This is a genomic window from Streptomyces africanus (genome assembly GCF_030816955.1).
GTDB lineage: Bacteria > Actinomycetota > Actinomycetes > Streptomycetales > Streptomycetaceae > Streptomyces > Streptomyces africanus.
Genome location: NZ_JAUSYP010000001.1, coordinates 5,179,239 through 5,203,016, shown reverse-complemented (window position 1 = coordinate 5,203,016; position 23,778 = coordinate 5,179,239). Strand labels below are relative to the sequence as shown.

Below are 23,778 nucleotides of genomic sequence, written 5' to 3'. Positions count from 1 at the left end.
CTGCCAAGATCTCCGCCCGCCCGAACGGGCACGACTGATCGGCGTGGACGGCCCCCTCGCCCCGTCCACACAGCCCCAGACGGGACAGTCGAACTCGCGGCACAGTGAGAGAGTCGGCGGATCTGGCGACTGCATGACGAAGGGCCCCTGACCTGCGTTCTTCGCAGATCAGGGGCCCTTCGTTTCCCGTGTGGCGGCGCCAGGATTCGAACCTGGGAAGGCTGAGCCGGCAGATTTACAGTCTGCTCCCTTTGGCCGCTCGGGCACACCGCCGGGGTTGCTGCCCCTCGAACCGCCTTCTGCGGCGGTGCTCCGTGGCAACGACGTAAACAATACCTGATGCAGAGGGGTGCTTCGCCACCCGATTGATCGGCGCCCGGGGGTCGGGGGGTGGCTAGGCTTGTCCGGATGCGGCCCGGGAGCTGAACAGGCCCGGCGGCCGCCCACGTACGCCGGTACGCACGATTCGCACCCCGATACAAGGAGCCACAGGACATGGCCGACTCCAGTTTCGACATCGTCTCGAAGGTCGAGCGGCAGGAGGTCGACAACGCACTCAACCAGGCCGCCAAGGAGATCTCGCAGCGCTACGACTTCAAGGGCGTGGGTGCTTCGATCTCGTGGTCCGGCGAGAACATCCTCATGGAGGCGAACTCCGAGGACCGGGTGAAGGCGATCCTCGACGTCTTCCAGTCCAAGCTGATCAAGCGTGGCATCTCGCTGAAGGCTCTGGACGCGGGCGAGCCCCAGCTCTCCGGCAAGGAGTACAAGATCTTCGCGTCGATCAAGGAGGGCATCTCCCAGGAGAACGCGAAGAAGGTGGCGAAGACCATCCGCGACGAGGGCCCCAAGGGCGTGAAGGCGCAGGTGCAGGGTGAGGAGCTGCGGGTCAGCTCCAAGAGCCGTGACGATCTTCAGGCCGTCATTGCCCTGCTGAAGGGCAAGGACTTCGACTTCGCCATGCAGTTCGTGAACTACCGGTAGGTCCGGTCGGGTCCTCGGGACTCCTGATCTGCATGGGCTCCCGGTCTGCGCGGTGACGAGGAAGGGTGGGCACCTGTCGGGTGCCCACCCTTCTCGCCTGCTGGCTGCGGTCGATGGGTGCCCCTGGAGGGGGAGGCGGTGTGGTGTATGCCGGCCGTGGGCGGTGGGCGCGTGCCTGCGTGGGCCGTGGGCGCGCTCAGTTGCGGGAGTTGCCGAACAGGAGGCGGTAGGCGATCAGGAGGACGAGCGATCCGCCGATCGCCGCGGCCCAGGTCGCGCCGTCGTAGAAGTCCTTGGTGATCGGGTGGTCCATCCAGCGGGACGATATCCAGCCGCCGATGAACGCGCCCGCGATGCCGATCAGGGTCGTGCCGATGAGGCCGCCCGGGTCGCGCCCCGGCAGCAGGAACTTCGCGATGGCTCCGGCCAACAGTCCCAGGATGATCCAGCTGATGATGGTCATGCCGTGAACCTGCCCTTTCACGCTGTGCCCGCACTGTTCCGGCCATGTGATCTTGCTCCCGGCAAGGCCGTACTCGTGCGTCGTACGCCGGGCGTTCCGCGTGCGTCGTCCTTGCCGCGCGCTTTCACGCCGTGTTGGTGGGGAGGACGCCCCGGCGGCGCCTGCCGGTTGCACTGATCAGTAGGGTGCGAGGCATGACAGCCTCCGATCCTGGACTGCGTCGCACTCTCGGCGTCGGGGACGCCGTCGTCGTCGGACTCGGCTCGATGGTGGGAGCCGGGATCTTCGCCGCCCTCGCGCCCGCGGCGCACGCGGCCGGCTCCGGACTGCTCCTCGGGCTCGCCGTCGCCGCCGTGGTCGCGTACTGCAACGCCATGTCGTCGGCGCGCCTCGCCGCCCTGTATCCGGCCTCGGGCGGAACGTACGTGTACGGGCGTGAGCGGCTCGGGGAGTTCTGGGGGTATCTCGCGGGCTGGTCGTTCGTGGTCGGGAAGACGGCCTCCTGTGCGGCGATGGCGCTCACCGTGGGCACGTACGTCTGGCCGGGGCAGGCGCACGCGGTGGCGGTCGCGGCCGTGGTGGCGCTGACCGCGGTGAACTACGGCGGTGTCCAGAAGTCCGCGTGGCTGACGCGGGTGATCGTGGCGGTGGTGCTGGCTGTCCTCGCTGCCGTGGTGGTCGGGTGTCTGGTGTCGGGCGAAGCCGATGCGGGGCGGCTGGACATCGGGGCCTCGGGCGGTGTGGGCGGTGTGCTTCAGGCGGCCGGTCTGCTGTTCTTCGCGTTCGCGGGGTACGCCCGGATCGCGACCCTCGGTGAGGAGGTACGGGACCCGGCGCGCACCATTCCGCGGGTGATCCCGCTGGCGCTGGGCATCGCGCTGGTGGTGTACGCGGGTGTGGCGGTGGCTGTCCTTTCGGTGCTGGGGTCAGGCGGTCTCGGGGACGCGACCGCACCGCTGGCCGACGCGGTGCGGGCGGCCGGGATGCCCTGGTTCGTGCCGGTGGTGCGGATCGGTGCGGCCGTGGCCGCGCTGGGGTCGCTGCTCGCCCTGATCCTGGGCGTCTCACGGACCACGCTGGCCATGGCCCGGGACCGGCATCTGCCGGGCGCGCTGGCGGCCGTGCATCCGCGCTTCCAGGTGCCGCACCGGGCGGAGCTGGCCGTGGGTGCGGTGGTCGCGGTCCTGGCCGCCACGGTGGACGTCCGGGGCGCGATCGGGTTCTCCTCCTTCGGTGTGCTGGCGTACTACGCGGTGGCCAACGCCTCGGCCTGGACGCTGGATTCGGCGCCGACGGCACGGGTGGTGCCGGTGGTCGGGCTGCTCGGGTGCGCGGTGCTGGCGTTCTCGCTGCCGGGGGTTTCGGCGGTCGTGGGCGCGGGGGTGCTGGTGATGGGGGCGGTTGCGTACGGGGTGCGGCGAGGGGTACGGGCGAGGGCCGGGAGGGAGTAGGGCTGGCAGGGCTGCCCTCTTGGCTGTGTTCGGGAGCCTCTCACCGGGTCATCCGCCGGCTCGGGATGTGAAGTCCTACCGGGAGAACGGGTGTTGTGGGCCTGGGCCGTCACCCGTGTCGGCAACTGCTCGATCGCGGTCATGGGTTCATGATGCAGGCCGCCGCTGACAGCCGGGCGGGCCTGTGGATAACCCCGGGCCTGTGGACACCGGGCCGCGTTGGCCCGCCGTCAGCGCGCCGCGAACGGCTCGTTCGTCCGCACGATGTCGCGGCCCAGCGGGAGCAGCGAGACCGGGATGAGCTTGAAGTTGGCGACGCCGAGCGGGATGCCGATGATGGTGACGCACAGCGCGATGCCGGTGGCGATGTGGCCGAGGGCCAGCCACCAGCCCGCCAGTACCAGCCACAGCACGTTGCCGACGCAGGACGGCGCGCCCGCTTCGCGGCGCTCGACCGTCGTGTACCCGAAGGGCCACAGGGCGTAGACGCCGATGCGGAAGGCCGCGATGCCGAACGGGATGCCGATGACGGTGATACAGAGGAGCAGGCCCGCGGCCATGTAGGCGAGGAACAGCCAGAAGCCGCTCAGGACGAGCCATATGACGTTCAGGATGGTCTTCACTGGTTCCCACCTGCCATCTTCTCGAGCCGGGCGATGCGGTCCGCCATCGGCGGGTGCGTGGAGAACATCTTCGAAAGACCCTGGCCGGGCCGGAACGGGTTCGCGATCATCATGTGACTGGCGGTCTCGATGCGCGGCTCGGGCGGCAGCGGGAGCTGCTTCGTGCCCAGTTCGAGCTTGCGCAGAGCGCTGGCCAGGGCGAGCGGGTCGCCCGTGAGCTGGGCGCCCGAGGCGTCCGCCTGGTACTCCCGGGAGCGGCTGATGGCCAGTTGGATGAGAGAGGCGGCCAGCGGGCCCAGGATCATGATCAGCAGCATGCCGAGCAGGCCGGGGCCGTCGTCGTCGTCCGAGCGCCCGATCGGGATCAGCCAGGCGAAGTTGACCAGGAACATGATCACGGAGGCGAGGGCGCCGGCGACCGACGAGATGAGGATGTCGCGGTTGTAGACATGGCTGAGCTCGTGCCCGATGACGCCGCGCAGCTCACGCTCGTCCAGCAGGCGCAGGATGCCGTCGGTGCAGCACACGGCGGCGTTGCGCGGGTTGCGGCCCGTGGCGAACGCGTTGGGCGCTTCCGTCGGGGAGATGTACAGGCGCGGCATGGGCTGGCGGGCCTGCGTGGAGAGCTCGCGGACCATGCGGTAGAGCCCCGGGGCCTCGAACTCGCTCACCGGGCGGGCGCGCATCGCGCGGAGGGCCAGCTTGTCGCTGTTCCAGTACGCGTACGCGTTGGTGGCCAGCGCTACCAGGACGGCGATGACGAGCCCCATGCGGCCGAAGAAGCTGCCTATGACGATGATGAGTGCGGACAGTCCCCCGAGGAGGACTGCTGTCCTGAGCCCGTTGTGCCGGCGGTGCACGGTACGCCCTCCAAGTGGTGCGGCAGGGGGACCCTTGCTTGCTGGTCTGCGGTGCCACTGGTGCCCTGATGTCCCGTCCAGTGGACCCTCCCGTACTGGTCAACGCCAGGCGGGAGGCACTAGTTCCCTTGTGCGCGCGGCGGCGGGTGTGGACCGTCCGGATGAAGGCTCCGGGACGCGGCACGCGCGCGTGGAGGGACGGGTGCCCCACGCGCGCGTGGCGAATGCCGCTGTTGTCAGAACAGGGCGGTGTCGGTGAACCGCAGGACCAGCTGTGGCGCTCCGGACAGGGCGATGCCGAGGACTCCGGTCAGGGCGATCGCGGCGGTGAGCGGGGCGGGGACGCGGTGCTTCTCGGGTTCGCCCTCGGGGGCGCGGAAGAGCAGGGCCGTCCACTGGAGGTAGTAGAACAGCGCGATGACGACGTTGACGGCCATGATCACGGCCAGCCAGCCGAGGCCGGCGTCGACGGCCGCCGAGAAGACGGTGACCTTGGCGAAGAGGCCGATGATGCCCGGCGGCAACCCGGCGAGGCAGAGCAGGAAGAACGCCAGGAGCAGCGCGGACAGAGGGCTCGACGCGTACAGGCCGCGGTAGTCGGAGACGCGGTTGAGGGACTTCGTCCGGCCGACCAGCGCGGCCACGGCGAAGGCGCCGAGGTTCACGGCGCCGTACATCAGGGCGTACGCGACGGTGGAGCCGATCGACTTCTCGGCGTCCCCGGAGTACGCGGCGGCCGCGATCGGCACCAGGAGGTAGCCGGCCTGGCCGACGGAGGACCAGGCGAGCAGGCGTACCGCGCTGTACGCGCGCGTGGCCTGCTGGCGCAGGGCGCCGACGTTGCCCACGGTCATGGTGAGCGCGGCCAGGGCGGCCAGGGCCGGGCCCCAGACGTCGGCGTACGAGGGGAGGGCGACGACTGTGACGAGGATCAGGCCGCTGAAGCCGACCGTCTTGCCGATGACCGACAGGTAGGCGGCGATGGGCAGGGGAGCCCCGACGTAGGTGTCGGGCACCCAGAAGTGGAAGGGCACGGCGGCCGTCTTGAAGGCGAAGCCGACGAGGGTGAGGACGACGCCGGTCTGCGCGAGCGTGTGGAGTTGTCCGTCGACGTTCTGGATGCGGTCGGCGACCTGGGTGAGGTAGAGGGTGCCCGTGGAGGCGTACACGAAGCTGATGCCCATGAGGCTGACCGCGGTCGCGGTGACCGAGGACAGGAAGAACTTCAGGGCCGCCTCGGAGGACTTCCGGTCGCCGTGCCTGAGGCCGACCAGCGCGAAGGCGGGCAGGGAGGCGACCTCCAGGGCGACGATCAGGGTCGCGAGGTCGCGGGAGGCGGGCAGGAGGGCGGCGCCGGCCGCGGAGGACAGCAGCAGGAACCAGTACTCCCCTTCGGGCAGCTCCTTACGGGCGTCCTTCAGGGCGGTGACCGACAGGAGGGCGGCGAGGAGGGCTCCGCCGAGGACCAGGAACTGGATGACCAGGGTGAAGCGGTCGGCCGTGTAGCTGCACGCGGTGGCGTCGCCGGTCAGGCAGAAGGTGCTGCGGTCGCCGTCCAGGAGGGGCAACAGCAGCAGCGTGGCGGCGGCCAGGCCGGCCACGGACGTCCAGCCGAGCAGCGTCTTGCGGTGCTCGGCGACGAACAGGTCGGCGACCAGGACGACGAGGCCGACGACCGCCGCGAGGGTGGGCGGCGCGATCGCGAGCCAGTCGACGGACTGGACCAGCGACGCGGCCAGGGACTGGGCCGGGGAGCTCATCGGGTGCCTCCTGCGAGGAGCTGCTGGACGGCCGGGTTGCTCAGGCCGAGGAGAGCCTTGGGCCACAGGCCCGCGACGACGGTCAGGACGACGAGCGGGGTCCAGGCCGCGAACTCGTAACTGCGGACGTCGGTGAGCCTCGGGGCGTCCTGCGGCAGGGCGCCCATGCACACGCGGCGGACCACGACCAGCAGGTAGGCGGCCGTCAGCAGCGTCCCGAACGCGCCGATCGCCATGAACGTGAGGAAGGCGGGACGGCTGAGGCCGGCCGCCGGCTGGAACGCGCCGAACAGGGCCAGCATCTCGCCCCAGAAGCCGGCCAGGCCCGGCAGGCCGAGCGAGGCGACCGCGGCGAAGGCGAGCAGGCCGCCGAGGCGCGGGGCCTTGCCGTAGAGCGCGGCTCCGGTCTCCTCGGCGAGGGTGTCGAGGTCGGTGGTGCCGGTGCGGTCCTTCAGGGCGCCGACGAGGAAGAAGAGCAGGCCGGTGATGAGGCCGTGGGCGATGTTGGCGAACAGGGCGCCGTTCACGCCGGTCGGGGTCATCGTGGCGATGCCCAGCAGGACGAAGCCCATGTGGCCGACGGAGGAGTAGGCGATGAGGCGCTTGAGGTCGCCCTTCGCGCCCCGCTTGGCGAGGGCCAGGCAGGCCAGGGATCCGTAGATGATGCCGACGACGGCGAGCGCGGCGAGGTAGGGCGCGAAGGTGCGGAAGCCGTCCGGTGCGATGGGGAGGAGGATCCGGACGAACCCGTACGTACCCATCTTCAGCAGGACACCGGCCAGGAGGACCGAGCCGACGGTCGGCGCGGCGGTGTGGGCGTCGGGCAGCCAGCTGTGCAGCGGCCACATCGGCGTCTTGACCGCGAGCCCGATCCCGATCGCCAGAACGGCGATGACCTGCACGGATGTGGTCAGCGACCGGCCGTTGTCAGTGGCGAGTGCCACCATGTCGAACGTGCCCGCCTTGAGCCCGATCAGGAGCAGGCCGAGCAGCATGACCACGGAGCCGAGCAGCGTGTAGAGGATGAACCGCCACGCGGCCTGGCTCCGGCCCTCGCCGCCCCAGCGGGCGATGAGGAAGTACATCGGGATGAGGACCATCTCGAAGGCGAGGAAGAACAGCAGCAGGTCGAGGACGGCGAAGGTCGCGAGCGTGCCGGACTCGAGGACGAGCAGCAGCGCGACGAAGGCCTTCGGGGCCGGGCCCGCGGGCATCTTGAAGTACGAGTAGAGCGCGCAGAGGAAGGTCAGCAGCGCGGTCAGGACCAGAAGGGGGAGGGAGATGCCGTCGATGCCGAGGTGGATGCGTACGTCGAGTGCGGGGATCCAGCTGATGTCCGTGCTGGCCTGCATCTTCGACGGCTGGTCGTGGTCGAAGCCGAGCGCGAGGACGATCGCCGCGATGAGGACCGCGCCGGTGACGGTGACGCCGTGCCGGAGCACGGCCTGCTCGGGGGACTTCCCCTTCAGCCCGGGCGGGGCCGGCAGGAGAGCCGCGGCGGCGCCGAGGAGCGGCCCAACGACGACGAACGCCAGAAGGAACTGCATCACGGACTCGTTGATATCGATCACGCCTGCTCACGCTCCCGTGGCGACGAGGACGACGGCGACCGCGAGGACGACGGTGCCGGCGAGCAGCGCGCTCACATAGGTCTGGACGTTGCCGGTCTGGGCGCGCCGTACGGCGGCGCCGAGCCAGCGGGGCAGCGCACCCGCGCCGCGTACGTAGGTCTCGACGACCTCCCGGTCGAGGAACCGGACGAGGCTCGCCCCGGCCTGGACCGGTCGGACGAAGAGGGCGCTGTACAGGGCGTCCATGTGGAAGCCGGCGGCCGCGTGGCGGTGCAGCGGGCCGAGCAGGAGCCGTCCGGGGTCGGCGGGGTCGGGTGCGTAGGCGATGTCGCCGTAGGCCGGCTCGTGGGTGGCGATGGCCTCCGCCTCGACCTGGGCGGCGTCCCCCTCGGGGTGGGCCGCGACCGCGCCCAGCGGGACGCGCGCTTTGAGCGCGGTGGTGTGCCGCCAGGCGCCGTAGGTGACGATGCCGCCGACCAGGGCCACGCCCGTGCCGAGCACGGAGGTGGTGAGGGTCGGGCTGAGATCGCGACCGTCGAACCAGTCGGGCAGCAGGCGGAACGCGAATCCGCCGAGGGCCAGTGACGGGGCGGCGAGCACCCACAGCACGACGGTCATCGTCAGCGGCTGCCTGCCGTGGTCGGGGGCTTCGGCGCCCCGGCCGCGGAAGGCCAGCAGCCACAGGCGCATCGCGTAGGCGGCGGTGAGCACGGCCGTGAGCAGACCGGCGACGAGGACGAGCCAGCCCGCGGCGGCGGGGGCGTGTTCGGTGTGTCCGGTGACGACGTGTTCGGCGACGCCGAGGACGGCCTCCTTGGAGAAGAAGCCGCTGAAGGGCGGGATCGCGGCGAGCGCGAGCAGCGCCACGGTCATCGTCCAGTAGGCGTCGGGGACGCGGTCGCGCAGGTTCCGCATACGGGACATGGCGGCGAGCGAGTTGGTGCCGGCGGCGTGGATGATCACGCCGGCCGCGAGGAACAGCAGCGCCTTGAAGGCGCCGTGAGACAGGAGATGGAAGACGGCGGCTCCGCGGTCGCCGACGGCGAGGGCGCCGGTCATGTAGCCGAGCTGACCGATCGTCGAGTACGCGAGGACGCGCTTGATGTCGTCCTGGGCGAGCGCGGCGAGCGCCGAGCCGGTCATCGTGACGGCGGCCATGACGGCGAGGACGACCATCGCGGCCTGCGAAGCCTCGAAGACCGGGAGGAGACGGGCGATGAAGTAGACACCGGCGGCGACCATCGTCGCGGCGTGGATCAGCGCGGAGACGGGGGTCGGGCCCGCCATCGCGTCGGGGAGCCAGGTGTGCAGCGGGAACTGCGCGGACTTGCCCGCCACGCCTGCCAGGAGCAGCAGGGCGATCAGCGCCGGGTGGTCGAGCGAGCCGCTCGCGACGGCACCCAGGACCCGGGTGATGCGGAACGAACCGGCGTCGGTGGCCAGGGCGAAGAGACCGATGAGGAAGGGGACGTCGCCGAGCTTGGTGACCAGGAAGGCCTTGAGGGAGGCGGCGCGAGCCTCCGGGGTCTCCCAGTAGTGGCCGACCAGGAAGTAGGAGCAGATGCCCATGACTTCCCAGCCGACCAGCAGCACGATCAGGTCGCCGGAGTAGACGACCAGGAACATCGCGGAGGTGAACAGGGAGACCAGGGCGGCGTACGAGGGGTAGCGCGGGTCGTCGCGCAGGTAGCCCGTCGAGTAGATCTGCACGCAGGAGGCGACCAGGCCGACCAGGACGGCGACGAGGGCGGCGAAGCCGTCGATGTGCAGGGCGAGTTCGATCGGGACGGAGCCGGTGGGGGTGAGTTCCGTGGCCGCATTGACGGCCGCGTCACCGCCCTGGCGCACGGCGACCAGCGCGGCGAGCACCAGGGCGGTGAGCGTCGGCAGGACGGCGAGCGGCCGGACGAAGCCGGGTGCGGTGCGGCCCAGGAGCAGGCCGGCGACGGCACCGAGGAACGGAAGGAGAGGAACGAGGACGGCGAGGGTGGTCGTGGTCACGCGGTGGCCTCAGCCTTCTGGGCCTCGCCGGACTGCCCGGCCGTAAGGGCGTCGTGGTCGGTGCCGTCGGGGTCGTGCCGTTCTGCGGTGTCGCGGAGCTTGTCGATGTCCGCGGTGCCGCGGTTGCGGTGGACGGCGAGGACGATCGCCAGGCCGATGCCGATCTCGGCGGCGGCGATGGCGATGGTGAACAGGGTGAGGGCCTGGCCGGAGTGCAGGGTCTCCTCGGCGGTCCTGCTGAGCCAGACGTCGAAGGCGACCAGGTTGAGGTTGACGGCGTTGAGCATCAGCTCGACCGACATCAGGACCAGGATCGCGTTGCGGCGGGCGAGGACGCCGTACAGGCCCGTGCAGAAGAGGAGGGCGGAGAGGACGGCGGGATAGGCGAGGTGCATCAGCGGGTCCCTTCCTTCTCGCTGCGGTCCGTCTCGCTGCGGTCCTTCTGGCTCCGTGCCTTCTCGCTTCGTGTCTTTTCGCTTCGTGTCTTTTCGTTCCCGGGGGCCGGGGTGTGCTCGGCCGCGGTCGCCGACATGGCCTTCGCCTTGCGGGACAGGACGATCGCGCCGACCAGGGCGGCGAGGAGGAGGACGGAGAGGGCCTCGAAGGGGAGGACCCAGTTCTGGAAGAGGCTCGCGCCGGTGGCCTGGGTGGATCCGGCGGCGGGGCCGTCCAGGTCGATCCAGGTGGTGCGGAAGGCGTCGACGACGACCCAGACCAGGGCGGCAGTGGCGGCGACGGCCACGGTGAGGGCGGCCCAGCGGTTGCCGGAGTCGGCGTCCGGGGAGCGGCCGATGGGAGCCCTGGTGAGCATCAGACCGAACAGGAGGAGGACGACGACGGAACCGACGTAGATGAGGACCTGCACCCAGGCGATGAACTCGGCGGTGAGCAGGAGGTACTCGACGGCCAGGCCTCCGAGGGTGACCACCAGCCACAGGGCGGCGTGCACCAGCTGCCGGGTGGTGACGGTGACGAGCGCGGCGCCGAAGGTGACCAGTCCGACAAGGAGGAAGGCGATCTCGACGCCCGTCGGGGAGAGGAAGCCGTGGGTTTCGGCGGCCGTGGTGAACGCGGTCATTCCCGGCCCTCCTGCCCCGGCTTCGGCTGGTCGATCTGCGGGCTCGGCTGGTCGGTCCGCGGGCTCGGCTGGTCGGCCCGCGAGGTCGGCTGGTCCGTCTTCGGGGTCGGCTGGTCGGTCCGCGAGGTCGGCTGGTCCGTCTTCGGGGTCGGCTGGTCCGTCTGCTGTTTGGAGTCGCCCTGTGGGCGGGTCGGGCGCTCGGCTGCGCGGGCCTGCTCGTCGGCGTGCGGTTCGGTGGCGGGCGGGGACTGCTGGGCGGCCAGTTTGTCGGCGGTCTTGCGGGCGGTGACGAGTTCCTTCGGCTCCTCCGCGCCGGGGTCGAGGGCCGGCGGGGCCGGGACGGTCCACATCCACTCGCGGAGCTTGTCGCGCTCGTGGGTGAGGTCGCGGATGTCGGTCTCGGCGTACTCGAACTCCGGGGACCAGAACAGGGCGTCGAAAGGACAGACCTCGATGCAGATACCGCAGTACATGCACAGGGAGAAGTCGATGGCGAAGCGGTCGAGGACGTTGCGGCTGCGTTCGCGGCCGCCGGGGGTCGCCGCCGGGACCGTCTCCTTGTGGGAGTCGATGTAGATGCACCAGTCGGGGCACTCGCGGGCGCACAGCATGCAGACCGTGCAGTTCTCCTCGAACAGTCCGATCACACCCCGGGTGCGGGGCGGGAGGTCGGGCTGGGCGTCCGGGTACTGCGCGGTGACGGACTTCTTCGTCATCGTGCGGAGGGTGACGGCCAGGCCCTTGGCGAGGCCGGAGCCGGGGATGGGGGCCATGGTTAGTTGATCACCACCTTGACGATGCCGGTGAGGGCGATCTGGGCGAGGGCGAGGGGGACGAGGAGGGTCCAGGACAGTTTCTGGAGCTGGTCCTCGCGCAGGCGGGGGTAGGTGACGCGCAGCCAGATGACGAGGAAGGCGAGGACTGCGGTCTTCAGCAGGGTCCAGACCCAGCCGAGGCCGTCGGCGCCCCAGGGGCCGTGCCAGCCGCCCAGGAAGAGGACGGTGGTCAGGCCGCACAGGACGACGATCCCGGCGTACTCGGCGAGGAGGAAGAGGGCGAAGCGGAGGCCGGTGTACTCGGTGTACGCGCCGAAGATGATCTCCGAGTCGGCGACGGGCATGTCGAAGGGCGGGCGCTGGAGTTCGGCGAGTCCGGCCACGAAGAAGACGATCGCGCCGACGATCTGCCAGGGCAGCCACCACCACTCGAAGGCGTCGAGGATGCCGGGGATCGAGACGGTGCCGGCCGCCATCGCCACCGAGGCGGCGGTCAGGAGCATCGGCAGTTCGTAGGCGAGGAGCTGGGCGGCGGTGCGCAGGCCGCCGAGGAGGGAGAACTTGTTCGCGGAGGCCCAGCCGGCCATGAGCGAGCCGAGGACGCCGACGCCCATGACGGCCAGGACGAAGAAGACACCGGCGTCGATGACCTGGCCCACGGCTCCCTGGTCCGGGCCGATGGGGATGGCGAGCAGCACGAGGAGGTAGGGCAGGAGGGCGACGGCGGGGGCCAGTTGGAAGATACGGCGGTCCGCGCCCGCGGGGACGACGTCCTCCTTCTGCGCGAACTTCACGCCGTCGGCGATCAGCTGGGCCCAGCCGTGGAAGCCGCCGGCGTACATGGGGCCGAGGCGGCCCTGCATGTGGGCCATGACCTTGTGTTCGGTCTGGCCGATGATCAGGGGGAAGGTGAGGAAGACGACGAACACGATCAGGAGTCGCAGGGTGACGTCGAGCACGTCGTTCACCGCGGGCCTCCTGTGGAGTCATCGGGGTTGTCGGTGGGCTGCGGGTTGTTCGCCGGTTCTGAGGTGTCGGAGGTGTCGGAGGGTTCGGGGGTTTCGGAGGGTTCGGGGGTTTCCGAGGGTTCAGGGCTGTCAGCGGGCTCGGGGGTGTCCGGTGACTCCGAGGTGGTGTTCGGGGTCTTCTTGTCATCCGCCGACGGCTGGGGAGTCGGCTGCGCGCCGGCCTCGGGTGAGGGTTCGGGAGCCGGTTCCTCGAAGGCCGGGCGGGCGTGGTGCCAGGGGGCGTCCGAGCTGCGTGGGGGCCGTGACGCCCTGCCCGGCCGGCTGCCGCCGGGGTCGGACGCGGCCCGCTGACTGGCGGAGCCCTCCGAGGCGCTGCGCGCCCGGCGCGGGCCTGCGGGGGCACCCGGCTGGTCCCGCTGCGACGCCGAGCCGTCATTCGCGCTGCGCGCCCGCCGTGGCTCCGCAGAGGCGACCGGGGTTCCACGCCCGGCGTCCGGCCCGGGGGTTCCGGTCCCGGCGTCGGGCCCGGGGGTTCCGCGCCCGGCGTCCGGCGACTCCGCGTCCGGCGACTCCGGCTCGGTGGCCGGTGGTTGAGAGCCGGTCGCGGTCGCCGCTGGTTCGGCTTCGGCCGCCCGGGATTCGCGACCGGGGGTCGCGGCCTCGGGACCGGGGATCGCCGACCCGGAACCGGATGTCGCGGACTCGGAACCGGGGATCGCGGACTCGGAACCGGAGGCCGCGGACCCGGAGGCCGCAGACCCGGAACCGGACGCCGCAGACCCAGAACCGGAGATCGCGGGCCCGGAACCGGAGGCCGCGGACTCGGCACTGGAGATCGCGGACCCGGAACCGGAGATCGCCGACCCGGAACCGGAGGTCGCGGACTCGGGGCCGTTGGACGTCTGGCTTACCGAGCCCTCCCCCGCCGTGCGGTTACGGCGCGGCCCCGCCGAAGCCGGAGCAGCCGACTCCCCGGGTCCGGACTGGCTCGCCGAGCCCTCCGCGGCCGTCCGTGCGCGGCGCGGGGCGGCCGCAGAGGTAGGACCCGCGTCACCGGCAGCGGACTGGCTTGCCGAACCCGCCGCCGCCGAACGGGTTCGCCGCACCGGGCGTTCGCCTGCCGGGCGGGCGGTGCCTCGGGTCGGGCGGTCGCCTGCCGCGCGGCCGGCGCCGCGGGCCGGGGCCGGGGGGAGTTGGCCCTTCAGGGGGCCCCATTCGTTCGGGTCGGGGACGCCGGGCGGGAGCATCTGGCGGCGCTTGGGGCCACCGTGTTCCGACTCGCCGGGCTCCTTCGCGCCGGGCCAGGCCTTGGCGACGCGTGCGGCCAGGACGAAGTCCTTGCGCAGGGGGTGGCCTTCGAAGTTCTCGGGCAGGAGCAGGTGGTCCAGTGCCGGGTGGCCTTCGAAGGTGATGCCGAACATCTCGTGCGTCTCGCGTTCGTGCCAGGCGGCGCCCGCGTAGACACCGACCGCCGAGGGCAGGGTGGGGGCCTCGTGCGGGACCGTCGTACGCAGGAGGAGATGGCGCAGCGGGGACAGTGCGGCGACGTGGGCCGTGACGCGGAAGCCCGTGCCCGGTTCGTCGACCGCGCTCAGCCAGTCGAAGTACGTGCAGGTCAGGCGGTCGCGTGCGGTCTCCAGGGCGGAGATCCAGGCCGTCGGCGGTACGTCGACCGTCAGGACCTCGTAGGACTCGTCGGCCGTGGCGTCCGTGCCGAAGAGTTCCTCGGCGTCGGCGGGGAGCCAGCCGGCCGCGGTCATCGTCCCTCCTCCGAAGCCGAGGCGGCATCCGAGCCCGAGGCGGCATCCGAGCCCGAGGCCGGAGCCGGCGGCTGCACCAGGCCGCTCTGCAGCGCCGCTGCCGAAGGACGGGCGGCGCCGCTTCCGTACCGCTCCCCCAGCGACTCGCGGGCGATCTTCTCCTGGAGCTTGAGGATGCCCTGGAGCAGCGCCTCGGGCCGGGGCGGGCAGCCGGGGACGTAGACGTCGACGGGGATGATCTGGTCGACGCCCTTGGTGACGGAGTACGAGTCCCAGTAGGGGCCGCCGCAGTTGCTGCACGCGCCGAAGGAGATGACGTACTTGGGTTCCGGCATCTGCTCGTAGAGGCGCTTCACCGCCGGCGCCATCTTGTCCGTGACCGTGCCGGACACCACCATCAGGTCGGCCTGGCGCGGGCCCGGCGCGAAGGGGATGACGCCGAGCCGGATGAAGTCGTGGCGGGCCATCGACGCGGCGATGAACTCGATCGCGCAGCAGGCGAGGCCGAAGTTGAAGACCCAGAGCGAGTAGCGGCGGCCCCAGTTCAGGATCACCTTCATCGGCTCGGGTGCGAGGCGCGCCAGGGCGCCGAGCCGCTTCGGCTCGGGAAGCAGCACGGGCTCGGTGCCGGCGGGGGTCACGTCCATGCCAGGACGCCCTTCTTGTATGCGTAGAGCAGGCCCACGGCCAGGAAGCCGAGGAAGATGAACATCTCCACCAGGGTCGTCGCGCCGTAGCCGGGGGCTGCGAAGACGGTCGCCCAGGGGAACAGGAAGATCGAGTCGACGGCGAAGATCACGTACAGGAACGCGTAGACGTAGTAGCGGACCTGGGTGTGGGCCCAGCCCTCGCCGACCGGGTCGACGCCGCACTCGTACGTCAGGAGTTTCTCGGGTGTGGGGACCACGGGCCGCAGCAGGTGGCCGGCCCCGAAGGCGACGGCGACGAACAGCACGCCGACGACGGCGAACAGCCCGACGACCGAATAGGACTGGAAGTAGTCCGCCGCGACGACGGTCGTGGTGACGACGGTCGGTTCCGGCACGTCCGTCCCTCGCTCCCTGAAACTCGGACTGGATCCTGCGACGGTTCCGCGGCTCCGGGGCACGGCCGGGAACAACGGACGCCGCCGTTCGACGAACAACGGACGACGCCGTTCGACGATCTGTACGCACGGGAGTCTAGGCCCTGATAAAGGCAGGGTAAGCAGCCCGTCAGGCTCTGGCATGCGGGGGTGGGGTTTACCTCAGTTGATCCTGGCGGTCTGCCTCATGGCGCGGGTGCCCGCCGCCGGGCACGCTAACGCATATGACCGAACGCATCCCGCCCTTGGGCACGAGCGCGGCCACGGCGGCGGCCGGACCGGACGACCGCCCGCCGCCGCCCCGTCTCGCCTACGACCGGCACACCTGGAAGGAGATCGCGCATCTCCTGGCGAACCTTCCGGTGGCGCTGCTCGGCTTCACCTATGTCGTGACGGTGCTGTTCACCGGCTTCGGACTGACGGTCACGGTGATCGGGTTGCCGCTGCTCGCGGCGGGGCTCAGCGGCGCGCGGCTGCTGGGCCGGATGGAGCGGGCGAGGGCCAGGGCGCTGCTCGGGGTGCGGGTGGACGAGCCGAGCCGGCTGCCGCTGCGCGGCCCGGGCGGCTTCCTCCAGAAGCTGTGGATGTCGCTGAAGGACCCGGTGGGCTGGCGCACGGTGCTGTACGAGTTCATACGGCTGCCGTGGGGTGTCCTCACCTTCGGCATCACGCTGACCTCGCTGTTCGTGCTGTGGCCGGTGCTGCCGTTCATCGCGCGGGGCCTGGCCAACGCCGACCGGGCCATGGTGCGCGGGCTGCTGTCGCCCTCCGACGAGCTGGAGCGGCGCATCGCCGAGCTGGAGTCGGACCGGGGGGTCGTGGTCGACACGGCGGCGGCCGATCTGCGGCGCATCGAGCGGGATCTGCACGACGGGGCGCAGGCCCGGCTGGTCAATCTGGCCATGGGGCTGGGCCTGGCGAAGGAGAAGGTGCTGGAGGACCCCGACGCGGCGGCGGCGATGGTCGAGGAGGCGCACGGCGAGGTGAAGCTGGCGCTCCAGGAGCTGCGCGACCTGGCGCGGGGCATCCACCCGGCGGTCCTGACCGACCGCGGCCTGGACGCGGCCCTGTCCGCGGTCTCCTCGCGCTGCACGGTCCCGGTCAAGGTGACGGTCGACCTGCCGGCGCGGCCGGCCGCGGCCATCGAGGGCATCGCCTACTTCACCGTCTCGGAGCTGCTGCAGAACGTCAGCAAGCACAGCGCGGCGAAGTCGGCGTCGGTGGATGTGTGGCGGACGAACGACCGGCTGCTCATCCAGGTGTGGGACGACGGCCGCGGGGGCGCGAGTCTCGACGGCGGTACGGGGATGCGGGGCCTGGCCGAGCGGCTGGACGCCGTCGACGGGCTGTTCGTCCTGGAGTCGCCCGAGGGCGGCCCGACGACGGTCACGGCGGAACTGCCCTGGCGCGACCGCACGGACGACTCGGGCACCGGCGCGCCCTGAGGGGCGCCCGGAGGTAGGGAAAACCCCCCGTCCAAGACGCCGACGGACTCCATGGTCCGCCGACCTGCGGCGGAGCAGGGTGGAGGTACGGGAAGACAGCCGCAGGACGAGGGAGAAGGACGCGCCGATGGCCACGGAGTACGGACAGGGGTACGGGCTCGACGGCAGGCCCGGGTTCCCCGGGAGCACCGAGCGGCGGCACCGGCTGCCCGCCGCCCTGCGGGCGCCGCTCGAGGGCCGCACCTGGCGCGAGCTCGGATATGTGCTGCTCAGCCTGCCGGTCAGCATCCTGCTGTTCACCTACGCGGTCACGATGGTGTCGCTGGGGGCGGGACTGCTGGTGACGTTCCTCGGCATACCGGTGCTGGCGGCGGCGCTCGCCGGGTGCCGTGGTCTCGGGGCGCTGGAGCGGGGGCGGGCGCGGGCGCTGCTGGACCTGGACGTGGCCGGCCCGGAGCCGCTGCGGATGAAGAAGCCGGGCGCGATGGCGTGGATGGGGGCCGTCCTCAAGAGCGGCGCCTCGTGGCGGGCCCTGCTGTACGCGGTGCTGCATCTGCCGTGGGCGGCGTTCTCGTTCGCCGTCGCCGTGAACCTCTGGGCGCTGGGCTGGGGCTTGCTGACGTACCCGCTGTGGTTCTGGGTGTTCCCGATGTACGCCGGGCAGGACGGGATCCAGCTGTACGGCGACGAGACGCACCGGATCTATCTCGACAACGCCTTCGAGATCACGGTGACCGCGCTGGTGGGCCTGCTGCTGACGATCGCCACGCCGTGGATCGTGCGGGCGCTGACGATGGTGGACCGGCTGCTGGTGCACGGGCTGCTCGGGCCGTCGCGGCTGGCCTCGCGAGTGGTGGAGCTGGAGTCGGACCGGGGGGTCGTGGTCGACACGGCGGCGGCCGATCTGCGGCGCATCGAGCGGGATCTGCACGACGGGGCGCAGGCCCGGCTGGTGGCGCTGGCCATGGATCTGGGGCTGGCGAAGGAGAAGCTCCCGGAGGATCCGGAGGCGGCCGCGCGGATGGTGGACGAGGCGCACGGCGAGGTGAAGACGGCGCTCCAGGAGCTGCGGGACCTGGCCCGGGGCATCCACCCGGCGGTGCTGACCGACCGCGGTCTGGACGCGGCCCTGTCCGCGGTCTCCTCGCGCTGCGCGGTCCCGGTGCAGGTGGAGAGTCGACCTGGCGGAACGGCCGGCGCCGGCGATCGAGGGGATCGCGTACTTCACGGTGTCGGAGCTGCTCCAGAACGTCAGCAAGCACGCGCGGGCGACCTGGGCGGGCGTGGAGGTGTGGCGGACGGAGAACCGGCTGATGCTCCAGGTCGTGGACAACGGCGTGGGCGGGGCCGACGCGTCCCGGGGGTCGGGGCTTGCGGGGCTGGCGGAGCGCCTCGACGCGGTGGACGGGATCCTGGTGGTGGACTCGCCGGCGGGCGGGCCGACCCGGGTGACCGCGGAGTTGCCCTGGCGGGGCGCGCACGTGAGGTGACCTTCGGCCACCCGGCCGAATCGGCCGGCCCCACCCGAACCGGTCGGACCACCCCCACCCGAACCGTCGGATCGGTCGGACAACAGGCCGGTCCACCCCCATCCGGCGCCCGTTCCTGAAATGCTGGACCCGTCGCACGGGTGGGCGCGGAGCCGTTGTGGGCTGCGGACGGGCGGCGTCGGGCTGTGGGGGGCCGAACATCGTGGAGGACAGGGTGCGGGTGGTCATCGCCGAGGATTCAGTGCTGCTCAGGGAGGGCCTGACCCGGCTGCTGACCGACCGGGGGCACGAGGTGGTCGCCGGGGTCGGCGACGGCGTGGCGCTGATCAAGACCATCACGGAGCTGGAGGCGCAGGGCGAGCTGCCGGACGTCGTGGTCGCCGATGTGCGGATGCCGCCGACGCACACCGACGAGGGCGTGCGGGCGGCGGTGCAGTTGCGCAAGGCGCACCCGGGGCTCGGCGTGCTGGTGCTGTCGCAGTACGTGGAGGAGCGCTACGCCACGGAGCTGCTCGCGGGGTCCAGCCGGGGCGTCGGCTATCTGCTGAAGGACCGGGTGGCCGAGGTGCGGGAGTTCGTGGACGCGGTGGTGCGGGTGGCCGAGGGCGGTACGGCCCTCGACCCGGAGGTCGTCGCCCAGCTGCTGGGCCGCAGCCGTAAGCAGGACGTGCTCGCGGGGCTGACCCCGCGGGAGCGGGAGGTGCTGGGGCTGATGGCCGAGGGGCGGACGAACTCGGCGATCGCCCGGCAGCTCGTGGTCAGCGACGGGGCGGTGGAGAAGCACGTCAGCAACATCTTCCTGAAGCTCGGGCTCTCCCAGAGCGAGGGGGATCACCGCCGAGTGCTGGCCGTGCTGACGTATCTGAATTCCTGACCGGACGACTCGTCACGACCTGAAAAGCAGGAAAAGCCGGGGGCGCGTGAACGTCTCAAAGTCGTGTCCAACATGCGAATGACCCGAAGAAGGCGACCCTTACGGTCGTAGTGTTGATCCTGGGAATGCCTGCGGGAAGGCCTTCCCAGGACAGCTGCCTCGAGGGAGGTCCAGTTCAGTGACCAGCCAGGTCAGTAGCCCAGCGGAGCAGGCCGACGAATCAGTCGCAGGGGAGCAGCGCAAAGCGGCGGGCACGAAGGACGTTCGCCGTCTCGACCGGGTGATCATCAGGTTCGCGGGGGACTCGGGTGACGGTATGCAGCTCACCGGTGACCGTTTCACCTCGGAGACCGCGTCGTTCGGCAACGACCTGTCGACGCTGCCGAACTTCCCGGCCGAGATCAGGGCGCCCGCCGGGACCCTGCCGGGCGTGTCGTCCTTCCAGCTGCACTTCGCCGATCACGACATCCTCACGCCCGGTGACGCGCCGAACGTGCTGGTGGCGATGAACCCGGCCGCGCTGAAGGCGAACATCGGCGACCTGCCGCGCGGCGCGGAGGTGATCGTCAACACGGACGAGTTCACCAAGCGGGCGATGCAGAAGGTCGGCTACGAGACGTCTCCGCTGGAGGACGGGTCGCTGGACGGCTATCACGTCCACCCGGTGCCGCTGACCACGCTCACCGTGGAGGCGCTGAAGGATTTCGACCTCACCCGCAAGGAGGCCGAGCGCAGCAAGAACATGTTCGCGCTGGGCCTGCTGAGCTGGATGTACCACCGGCCCACCGAGGGCACGGAGAGATTCCTGAAGTCGAAGTTCGCGAAGAAGCCCGACATCGCGGCGGCCAACATCGCCGCGTTCCGGGCCGGCTGGAACTTCGGCGAGACCACCGAGGACTTCGCCGTCTCCTACGAGGTCGCCCCGGCGGCCACGGCGTTCCCGCCGGGCCTCTACCGCAACATCTCCGGCAACCTCGCCCTGTCGTACGGCCTGGTCGCCGCGAGCCGGCAGGCGGATCTGCCGCTGTACCTGGGGTCGTACCCGATCACGCCGGCGTCGGACATTCTGCACGAGCTGAGCAAGCACAAGAACTTCGGGGTGCGGACGTTCCAGGCCGAGGACGAGATCGCCGGTATCGGGGCGGCGCTGGGCGCGGCCTTCGGCGGTTCGCTGGCCGTGACCACGACGAGCGGCCCGGGTGTGGCGCTGAAGTCGGAGACGATCGGCCTCGCGGTCTCGCTGGAGCTGCCGCTGCTGATCGTGGACATCCAGCGCGGTGGCCCGTCGACGGGTCTGCCCACCAAGACCGAGCAGGCGGACCTGCTCCAGGCGATGTACGGGCGCAACGGCGAGGCCCCGGTCCCGGTGGTCGCGCCCCGTACGCCGGCGGACTGCTTCGACGCCGCGCTGGAGGCCGCCCGGATCGCGCTGACGTACCGCACGCCGGTGTTCCTCCTCTCCGACGGTTACCTGGCCAACGGCTCCGAGCCGTGGCGCATCCCGGACCTGGAGGAGCTGCCCGACCTGCGGGTGCAGTTCGCGCAGGGCCCGAACCACACGCTCGACGACGGCACCGAGGTGTTCTGGCCGTACAAGCGCGACCCGCAGACCCTGGCCCGCCCCTGGGCGATCCCGGGCACGCCGGGTCTGGAGCACCGGATCGGCGGCATCGAGAAGGAGGACGGCACGGGCAACATCTCCTACGCCCCGGCCAACCACGACTTCATGGTGCGCACCCGGCAGGCGAAGGTGGACGGCATCAAGGTCCCGGACCTCGACGTGGACGACCCGAACGAGGCCCGGACCCTCGTCCTCGGCTGGGGCTCGACGTACGGGCCGATCACGGCCGCGGTACGGCGGCTGCGCCGGGCCGGGGAGTCGATCGCGCAGGCGCATCTGCGCCACCTCAACCCCTTCCCGAAGAACCTCGGCGCGGTCCTCGGGCGTTACGACAAGGTGGTGATCCCCGAGATGAACCTCGGGCAGCTCGCCACGCTCATCCGGGCGAAGTACCTGGTGGACGCCCACTCGTACACCCAGGTCAACGGTATGCCGTTCAAGGCGGAGCAGCTCGCCGCGGCGCTGAAGGAGGCCATCGATGGCTGAGACGTCCACACAAGGCACGGGCACCATCGAGGCGCTTTCCCTCGTCCCCAAGGCCGAGGGCAGGCAGTCGATGAAGGACTTCAAGTCCGATCAGGAAGTGCGCTGGTGCCCTGGCTGCGGCGACTACGCCATCCTCGCCGCGGTGCAGGGCTTCATGCCCGAGCTGGGGCTGGCGAAGGAGAACATCGTCTTCGTCTCGGGCATCGGCTGCTCCTCCCGTTTCCCGTACTACATGAACACCTACGGGATGCACTCCATCCACGGCCGCGCCCCGGCCATCGCCACGGGCCTGGCGAGCTCCCGCCGCGATCTGTCGGTGTGGGTCGTCACGGGTGACGGTGACGCGCTGTCCATCGGCGGCAACCACCTGATCCACGCGCTGCGCCGCAACGTCAACCTCAAGATCCTGCTGTTCAACAACCGGATCTACGGTCTGACCAAGGGCCAGTACTCGCCCACCTCCGAGGTCGGCAAGATCACCAAGTCGACGCCGATGGGCTCGCTGGACGCGCCCTTCAACCCGGTGTCGCTGGCGATCGGCGCGGAGGCGTCGTTCGTGGCGCGGACGGTCGACTCCGACCGCAAGCACCTGACGGAGGTGCTGCGCCAGGCCTCCGCCCACCAGGGCACGGCCCTGATCGAGATCTACCAGAACTGCAACATCTTCAACGACGGCGCCTTCGACGCCCTGAAGGACAAGCAGCGGGCCGAGGAGGCCGTGATCCGGCTGGAGCACGGCAAGCCGATCCGCTTCGGCGCCGACCTGGCCAAGGGTGTCGTCCGGGACCCGGCGACCGGCGATCTGAAGGTGGTGGCGGTGACGCCGGACAACGAGGACCAGGTGCTCGTGCACGACGCGCACGCCGAGTCCCCGACCACGGCGTTCGCGCTGTCCCGCCTCGCCGACCCGGACACCCTGCACCACACGCCGATCGGTGTCCTGCGCTCCGTCGACCGGCCCGTCTACGACACGCAGATGGCCGACCAGCTGGACAACGCGATCGAGCAGCACGGCAAGGGCGACCTGGCGGCGCTGCTGGCGGGCGGCGACACCTGGACGGTCGTCGGCTGAGCATGCCCCTCGGAGATCGAGGCCCGGGACCGTCTCAGGACGCGGCCCGGGCCTCGTCGTATGCCTGCCGCGCCTTCTCCACGTCGTCCATGCGCACGCGCGTCCAGGTCGAGAGGGCCCGCACCTGCTCGGCGGCCTCCCGGCCCAGGTCGGTGAGGGAGTAGTCGACGCGAGGCGGGATCACGGGCTTGGCGTCGCGGTGGACCAGGCCGTCGCGCTCAAGGGTCTGGAGCGTCTGCGTGAGCATCTTCTCGCTGACGCCCCGGCCCCCGTAGCGGCCGATCGCCCGGCGCAGCTCGCTGAACCGGTACGGGCGGTCCAGAAGCTCGATCAGCACGAGCACGCCCCAGCGGCTGGTGACGTGCTCCAGCACCAGCCGGTACGGGCACAGGGCCTCGGCATCGCTATTACTTACTGCCATGCCAGTACCTTACTTCAAAGTGGGTACTTTCCAAGAGTTAGCGCCTCTCGTAGGGTTAGTGCCATCGCACCCCACAAGGAGAGTCGCCCTCATGAGCATCATCGTCACCGGAGCCACCGGAAACCTCGGCCGTCACGTCGTGGAGCAGCTGCTGGAGAAGGTCCCCGCCGAGCAGATCACCGCGGTCGTCCGCAACGCGGAGAAGGCCGCCCGGCTTCGCGGAGCGCGGTGTGAAGATCGCACTGGCCGACTACAACGCCCCGGCCTCCTTCGACGGGCTCTTCTCCGCCGGTGACAAGGTGCTGCTGGTCTCCGGCAACGAGTTCGACAAGGGCCGCGTGCAGCAGCACAAGGTCGTCATCGACGCCGCCAAGGCGGCCGGTGTGGCCCTGCTCGCCTACACCAGCGCCCCGGGCACGCTGACCGCCGCCCTCGCCGACGACCACCGCGGCACCGAGGAGCTGCTGCTGGACTCCGGCGTGCCCTACACCCTGCTGCGCAACGGCTGGTACCACGAGAACTACACCGAGAACCTCGCCCCGGTGCTGGAGCACAACGCGGTCGTGGCCGCCGCCGGTGAAGGCAAGGTCTCCTCCGCCGCCCGCGCCGACTACGCCGCTGCCGCCGTCGCCGTGCTGACCGGCGAGGGGCACGAGAACAAGACGTACGAGCTGGGCGGCGACACCGCGTGGAGCTTCGCCGAGTACGCGGCCGAGCTGAGTCGCCAGACCGGCAAGGAGATCACCTACAACGCGGTCTCGACCGAGGTGCTCACCGGGATCCTGACCGGCGCCGGCCTGCCCGAGCCGCTGGCGCAGACGCTCGCGGGCGTGGACGCCTCCATCGAGAAGGGCGAGCTGGTCGTCTCCACCGGCGATCTGTCCCGGCTGACCGGCCGCCCGACCACCCCCTTCTCCGAGGCCATCGCCGCGGCGCTCAAGGGCTGAACTCCCCCGGCGGGTCCTTGAAACGCCCACACCCCGGGCTGTC

20 protein-coding genes, 1 tRNA gene and 2 pseudogenes are annotated in these 23,778 nt (G+C 71.0%); 8 read left to right on the top strand and 15 right to left on the bottom strand.

The annotated features are described in order from the left end of the window. Positions 1-191: 191 nt before the first annotated feature. Positions 192-273, bottom strand: a tRNA-Tyr gene (locus QF034_RS24220). 222 nt (positions 274-495) lie between these two features. Here QF034_RS24220 and QF034_RS24215 point away from each other — a divergent pair. Further along, positions 496-984, top strand: coding sequence for a YajQ family cyclic di-GMP-binding protein (locus tag QF034_RS24215; protein ID WP_086563244.1), 489 nt, complete (start codon positions 496-498; stop codon positions 982-984). Between the two features lie 196 nt (positions 985-1,180). Here the strand turns inward: QF034_RS24215 and QF034_RS24210 are convergent, their stop codons facing one another. Continuing rightward, complete coding sequence (locus QF034_RS24210) at positions 1,181-1,447, bottom strand: GlsB/YeaQ/YmgE family stress response membrane protein (protein WP_086563242.1); 267 nt, start codon at positions 1,445-1,447, stop codon at positions 1,181-1,183. 194 nt (positions 1,448-1,641) lie between these two features. Between QF034_RS24210 and QF034_RS24205 the strand changes: the two genes are divergently transcribed. Continuing rightward, complete coding sequence (locus QF034_RS24205; protein ID WP_307176931.1) at positions 1,642-2,898, top strand: APC family permease; 1,257 nt, start codon at positions 1,642-1,644, stop codon at positions 2,896-2,898. Between the two features lie 230 nt (positions 2,899-3,128). Here the strand turns inward: QF034_RS24205 and QF034_RS24200 are convergent, their stop codons facing one another. The 12 genes from QF034_RS24200 to QF034_RS24145 all read right to left on the bottom strand — a co-directional run bounded on the left by QF034_RS24200 (position 3,129) and on the right by QF034_RS24145 (position 15,340). After that, positions 3,129-3,521, bottom strand: coding sequence for a YccF domain-containing protein (locus QF034_RS24200; protein WP_306964787.1), 393 nt, complete (start codon positions 3,519-3,521; stop codon positions 3,129-3,131). Further along, positions 3,518-4,381 carry a zinc metalloprotease HtpX gene (gene htpX / locus QF034_RS24195; protein ID WP_031118818.1) on the bottom strand — a complete coding sequence of 288 codons (864 nt, stop codon included), beginning with the start codon at positions 4,379-4,381 and terminating at the stop codon, positions 3,518-3,520. Before htpX ends, QF034_RS24200 begins: the two co-directional genes overlap by 4 nt. A 236-nt stretch (positions 4,382-4,617) precedes the next feature. Next, a complete protein-coding gene (locus QF034_RS24190) occupies positions 4,618-6,141 on the bottom strand; it encodes an NADH-quinone oxidoreductase subunit N (RefSeq protein ID WP_307176930.1) in 1,524 nt (507 codons plus the stop codon). Then, positions 6,138-7,712 carry a complex I subunit 4 family protein gene (locus tag QF034_RS24185; protein WP_307176929.1) on the bottom strand — a complete coding sequence of 525 codons (1,575 nt, stop codon included), beginning with the start codon at positions 7,710-7,712 and terminating at the stop codon, positions 6,138-6,140. Before QF034_RS24185 ends, QF034_RS24190 begins: the two co-directional genes overlap by 4 nt. 6 nt (positions 7,713-7,718) lie before the next feature. Next, on the bottom strand, positions 7,719-9,713 hold the full coding sequence (locus QF034_RS24180) for an NADH-quinone oxidoreductase subunit 5 family protein (RefSeq protein WP_307176928.1): 1,995 nt from the start codon (positions 9,711-9,713) through the stop codon (positions 7,719-7,721). Next, positions 9,710-10,108 (bottom strand): NADH-quinone oxidoreductase subunit NuoK, encoded by a 399-nt coding sequence (gene nuoK, locus QF034_RS24175; RefSeq protein ID WP_307176927.1) that lies wholly within the window; start codon positions 10,106-10,108, stop codon positions 9,710-9,712. The genes QF034_RS24180 and nuoK overlap by 4 nt, the downstream gene beginning before the upstream one ends. Beyond that, positions 10,108-10,791 (bottom strand): NADH-quinone oxidoreductase subunit J family protein, encoded by a 684-nt coding sequence (locus QF034_RS24170; protein WP_307176926.1) that lies wholly within the window; start codon positions 10,789-10,791, stop codon positions 10,108-10,110. The genes nuoK and QF034_RS24170 overlap by 1 nt, the downstream gene beginning before the upstream one ends. Then, on the bottom strand, positions 10,788-11,564 hold the full coding sequence (locus QF034_RS24165) for a NuoI/complex I 23 kDa subunit family protein (protein ID WP_307176925.1): 777 nt from the start codon (positions 11,562-11,564) through the stop codon (positions 10,788-10,790). Before QF034_RS24165 ends, QF034_RS24170 begins: the two co-directional genes overlap by 4 nt. 2 nt (positions 11,565-11,566) lie before the next feature. After that, positions 11,567-12,535: a complex I subunit 1/NuoH family protein gene (locus QF034_RS24160; RefSeq protein WP_307176924.1), complete on the bottom strand. Its 969-nt coding sequence runs from the start codon at positions 12,533-12,535 to the stop codon at positions 11,567-11,569. After that, entirely contained in the window at positions 12,532-14,295 is a 1,764-nt protein-coding gene (locus tag QF034_RS24155) for an NADH-quinone oxidoreductase subunit C (protein WP_307176923.1), read from the bottom strand. The genes QF034_RS24160 and QF034_RS24155 overlap by 4 nt, the downstream gene beginning before the upstream one ends. Further along, entirely contained in the window at positions 14,292-14,942 is a 651-nt protein-coding gene (locus QF034_RS24150; RefSeq protein WP_307176922.1) for an NADH-quinone oxidoreductase subunit B, read from the bottom strand. The genes QF034_RS24155 and QF034_RS24150 overlap by 4 nt, the downstream gene beginning before the upstream one ends. Beyond that, positions 14,933-15,340: an NADH-quinone oxidoreductase subunit A gene (locus tag QF034_RS24145; RefSeq protein WP_307176921.1), complete on the bottom strand. Its 408-nt coding sequence runs from the start codon at positions 15,338-15,340 to the stop codon at positions 14,933-14,935. The genes QF034_RS24150 and QF034_RS24145 overlap by 10 nt, the downstream gene beginning before the upstream one ends. 263 nt (positions 15,341-15,603) lie before the next feature. Here QF034_RS24145 and QF034_RS24140 point away from each other — a divergent pair, with 263 nt between their 5' ends. The 5 genes and pseudogenes from QF034_RS24140 to QF034_RS24120 all read left to right on the top strand — a co-directional run bounded on the left by QF034_RS24140 (position 15,604) and on the right by QF034_RS24120 (position 22,367). After that, entirely contained in the window at positions 15,604-16,824 is a 1,221-nt protein-coding gene (locus QF034_RS24140; RefSeq protein WP_307176920.1) for a sensor histidine kinase, read from the top strand. A 127-nt stretch (positions 16,825-16,951) separates the two neighbouring features. After that, positions 16,952-18,314, top strand: a pseudogene (locus QF034_RS24135) (sensor histidine kinase). Positions 18,315-18,528: 214 nt separating this feature from the next. Further along, a complete protein-coding gene (locus QF034_RS24130; RefSeq protein ID WP_503167804.1) occupies positions 18,529-19,188 on the top strand; it encodes a LuxR C-terminal-related transcriptional regulator in 660 nt (219 codons plus the stop codon). A 178-nt stretch (positions 19,189-19,366) separates the two neighbouring features. After that, the gene (locus QF034_RS24125) at positions 19,367-21,295 is read left to right on the top strand and encodes a 2-oxoacid:acceptor oxidoreductase subunit alpha (protein ID WP_307176918.1); all 1,929 of its coding nucleotides are present in this window, start codon (positions 19,367-19,369) and stop codon (positions 21,293-21,295) included. Next, complete coding sequence (locus QF034_RS24120; RefSeq protein ID WP_307176917.1) at positions 21,288-22,367, top strand: 2-oxoacid:ferredoxin oxidoreductase subunit beta; 1,080 nt, start codon at positions 21,288-21,290, stop codon at positions 22,365-22,367. Before QF034_RS24125 ends, QF034_RS24120 begins: the two co-directional genes overlap by 8 nt. A 34-nt stretch (positions 22,368-22,401) precedes the next feature. Here the strand turns inward: QF034_RS24120 and QF034_RS24115 are convergent, their stop codons facing one another. Continuing rightward, complete coding sequence (locus QF034_RS24115) at positions 22,402-22,788, bottom strand: winged helix-turn-helix transcriptional regulator (protein WP_307176916.1); 387 nt, start codon at positions 22,786-22,788, stop codon at positions 22,402-22,404. 91 nt (positions 22,789-22,879) lie between these two features. Here QF034_RS24115 and QF034_RS24110 point away from each other — a divergent pair. After that, positions 22,880-23,735 (top strand): annotated as a pseudogene (locus QF034_RS24110) (SDR family oxidoreductase). Positions 23,736-23,778 lie beyond the last annotated feature (43 nt).

Coding starts and splice junctions, on each gene's coding strand:
- QF034_RS24215 (WP_086563244.1), top strand. CDS start 496: ATGGCCGACTCCAGTTTCGACATCGTCTCGAAGGTCGAGCGGCAGGAG.
- QF034_RS24155 (WP_307176923.1), bottom strand. CDS start 14,295: ATGACCGCGGCCGGCTGGCTCCCCGCCGACGCCGAGGAACTCTTCGGC.
- QF034_RS24205 (WP_307176931.1), top strand. CDS start 1,642: ATGACAGCCTCCGATCCTGGACTGCGTCGCACTCTCGGCGTCGGGGAC.
- QF034_RS24190 (WP_307176930.1), bottom strand. CDS start 6,141: ATGAGCTCCCCGGCCCAGTCCCTGGCCGCGTCGCTGGTCCAGTCCGTC.
- QF034_RS24120 (WP_307176917.1), top strand. CDS start 21,288: ATGGCTGAGACGTCCACACAAGGCACGGGCACCATCGAGGCGCTTTCC.
- QF034_RS24115 (WP_307176916.1), bottom strand. CDS start 22,788: ATGGCAGTAAGTAATAGCGATGCCGAGGCCCTGTGCCCGTACCGGCTG.
- nuoK (WP_307176927.1), bottom strand. CDS start 10,108: ATGCACCTCGCCTATCCCGCCGTCCTCTCCGCCCTCCTCTTCTGCACG.
- QF034_RS24210 (WP_086563242.1), bottom strand. CDS start 1,447: ATGACCATCATCAGCTGGATCATCCTGGGACTGTTGGCCGGAGCCATC.
- QF034_RS24150 (WP_307176922.1), bottom strand. CDS start 14,942: ATGGACGTGACCCCCGCCGGCACCGAGCCCGTGCTGCTTCCCGAGCCG.
- QF034_RS24140 (WP_307176920.1), top strand. CDS start 15,604: ATGACCGAACGCATCCCGCCCTTGGGCACGAGCGCGGCCACGGCGGCG.
- QF034_RS24165 (WP_307176925.1), bottom strand. CDS start 11,564: ATGGCCCCCATCCCCGGCTCCGGCCTCGCCAAGGGCCTGGCCGTCACC.
- QF034_RS24170 (WP_307176926.1), bottom strand. CDS start 10,791: ATGACCGCGTTCACCACGGCCGCCGAAACCCACGGCTTCCTCTCCCCG.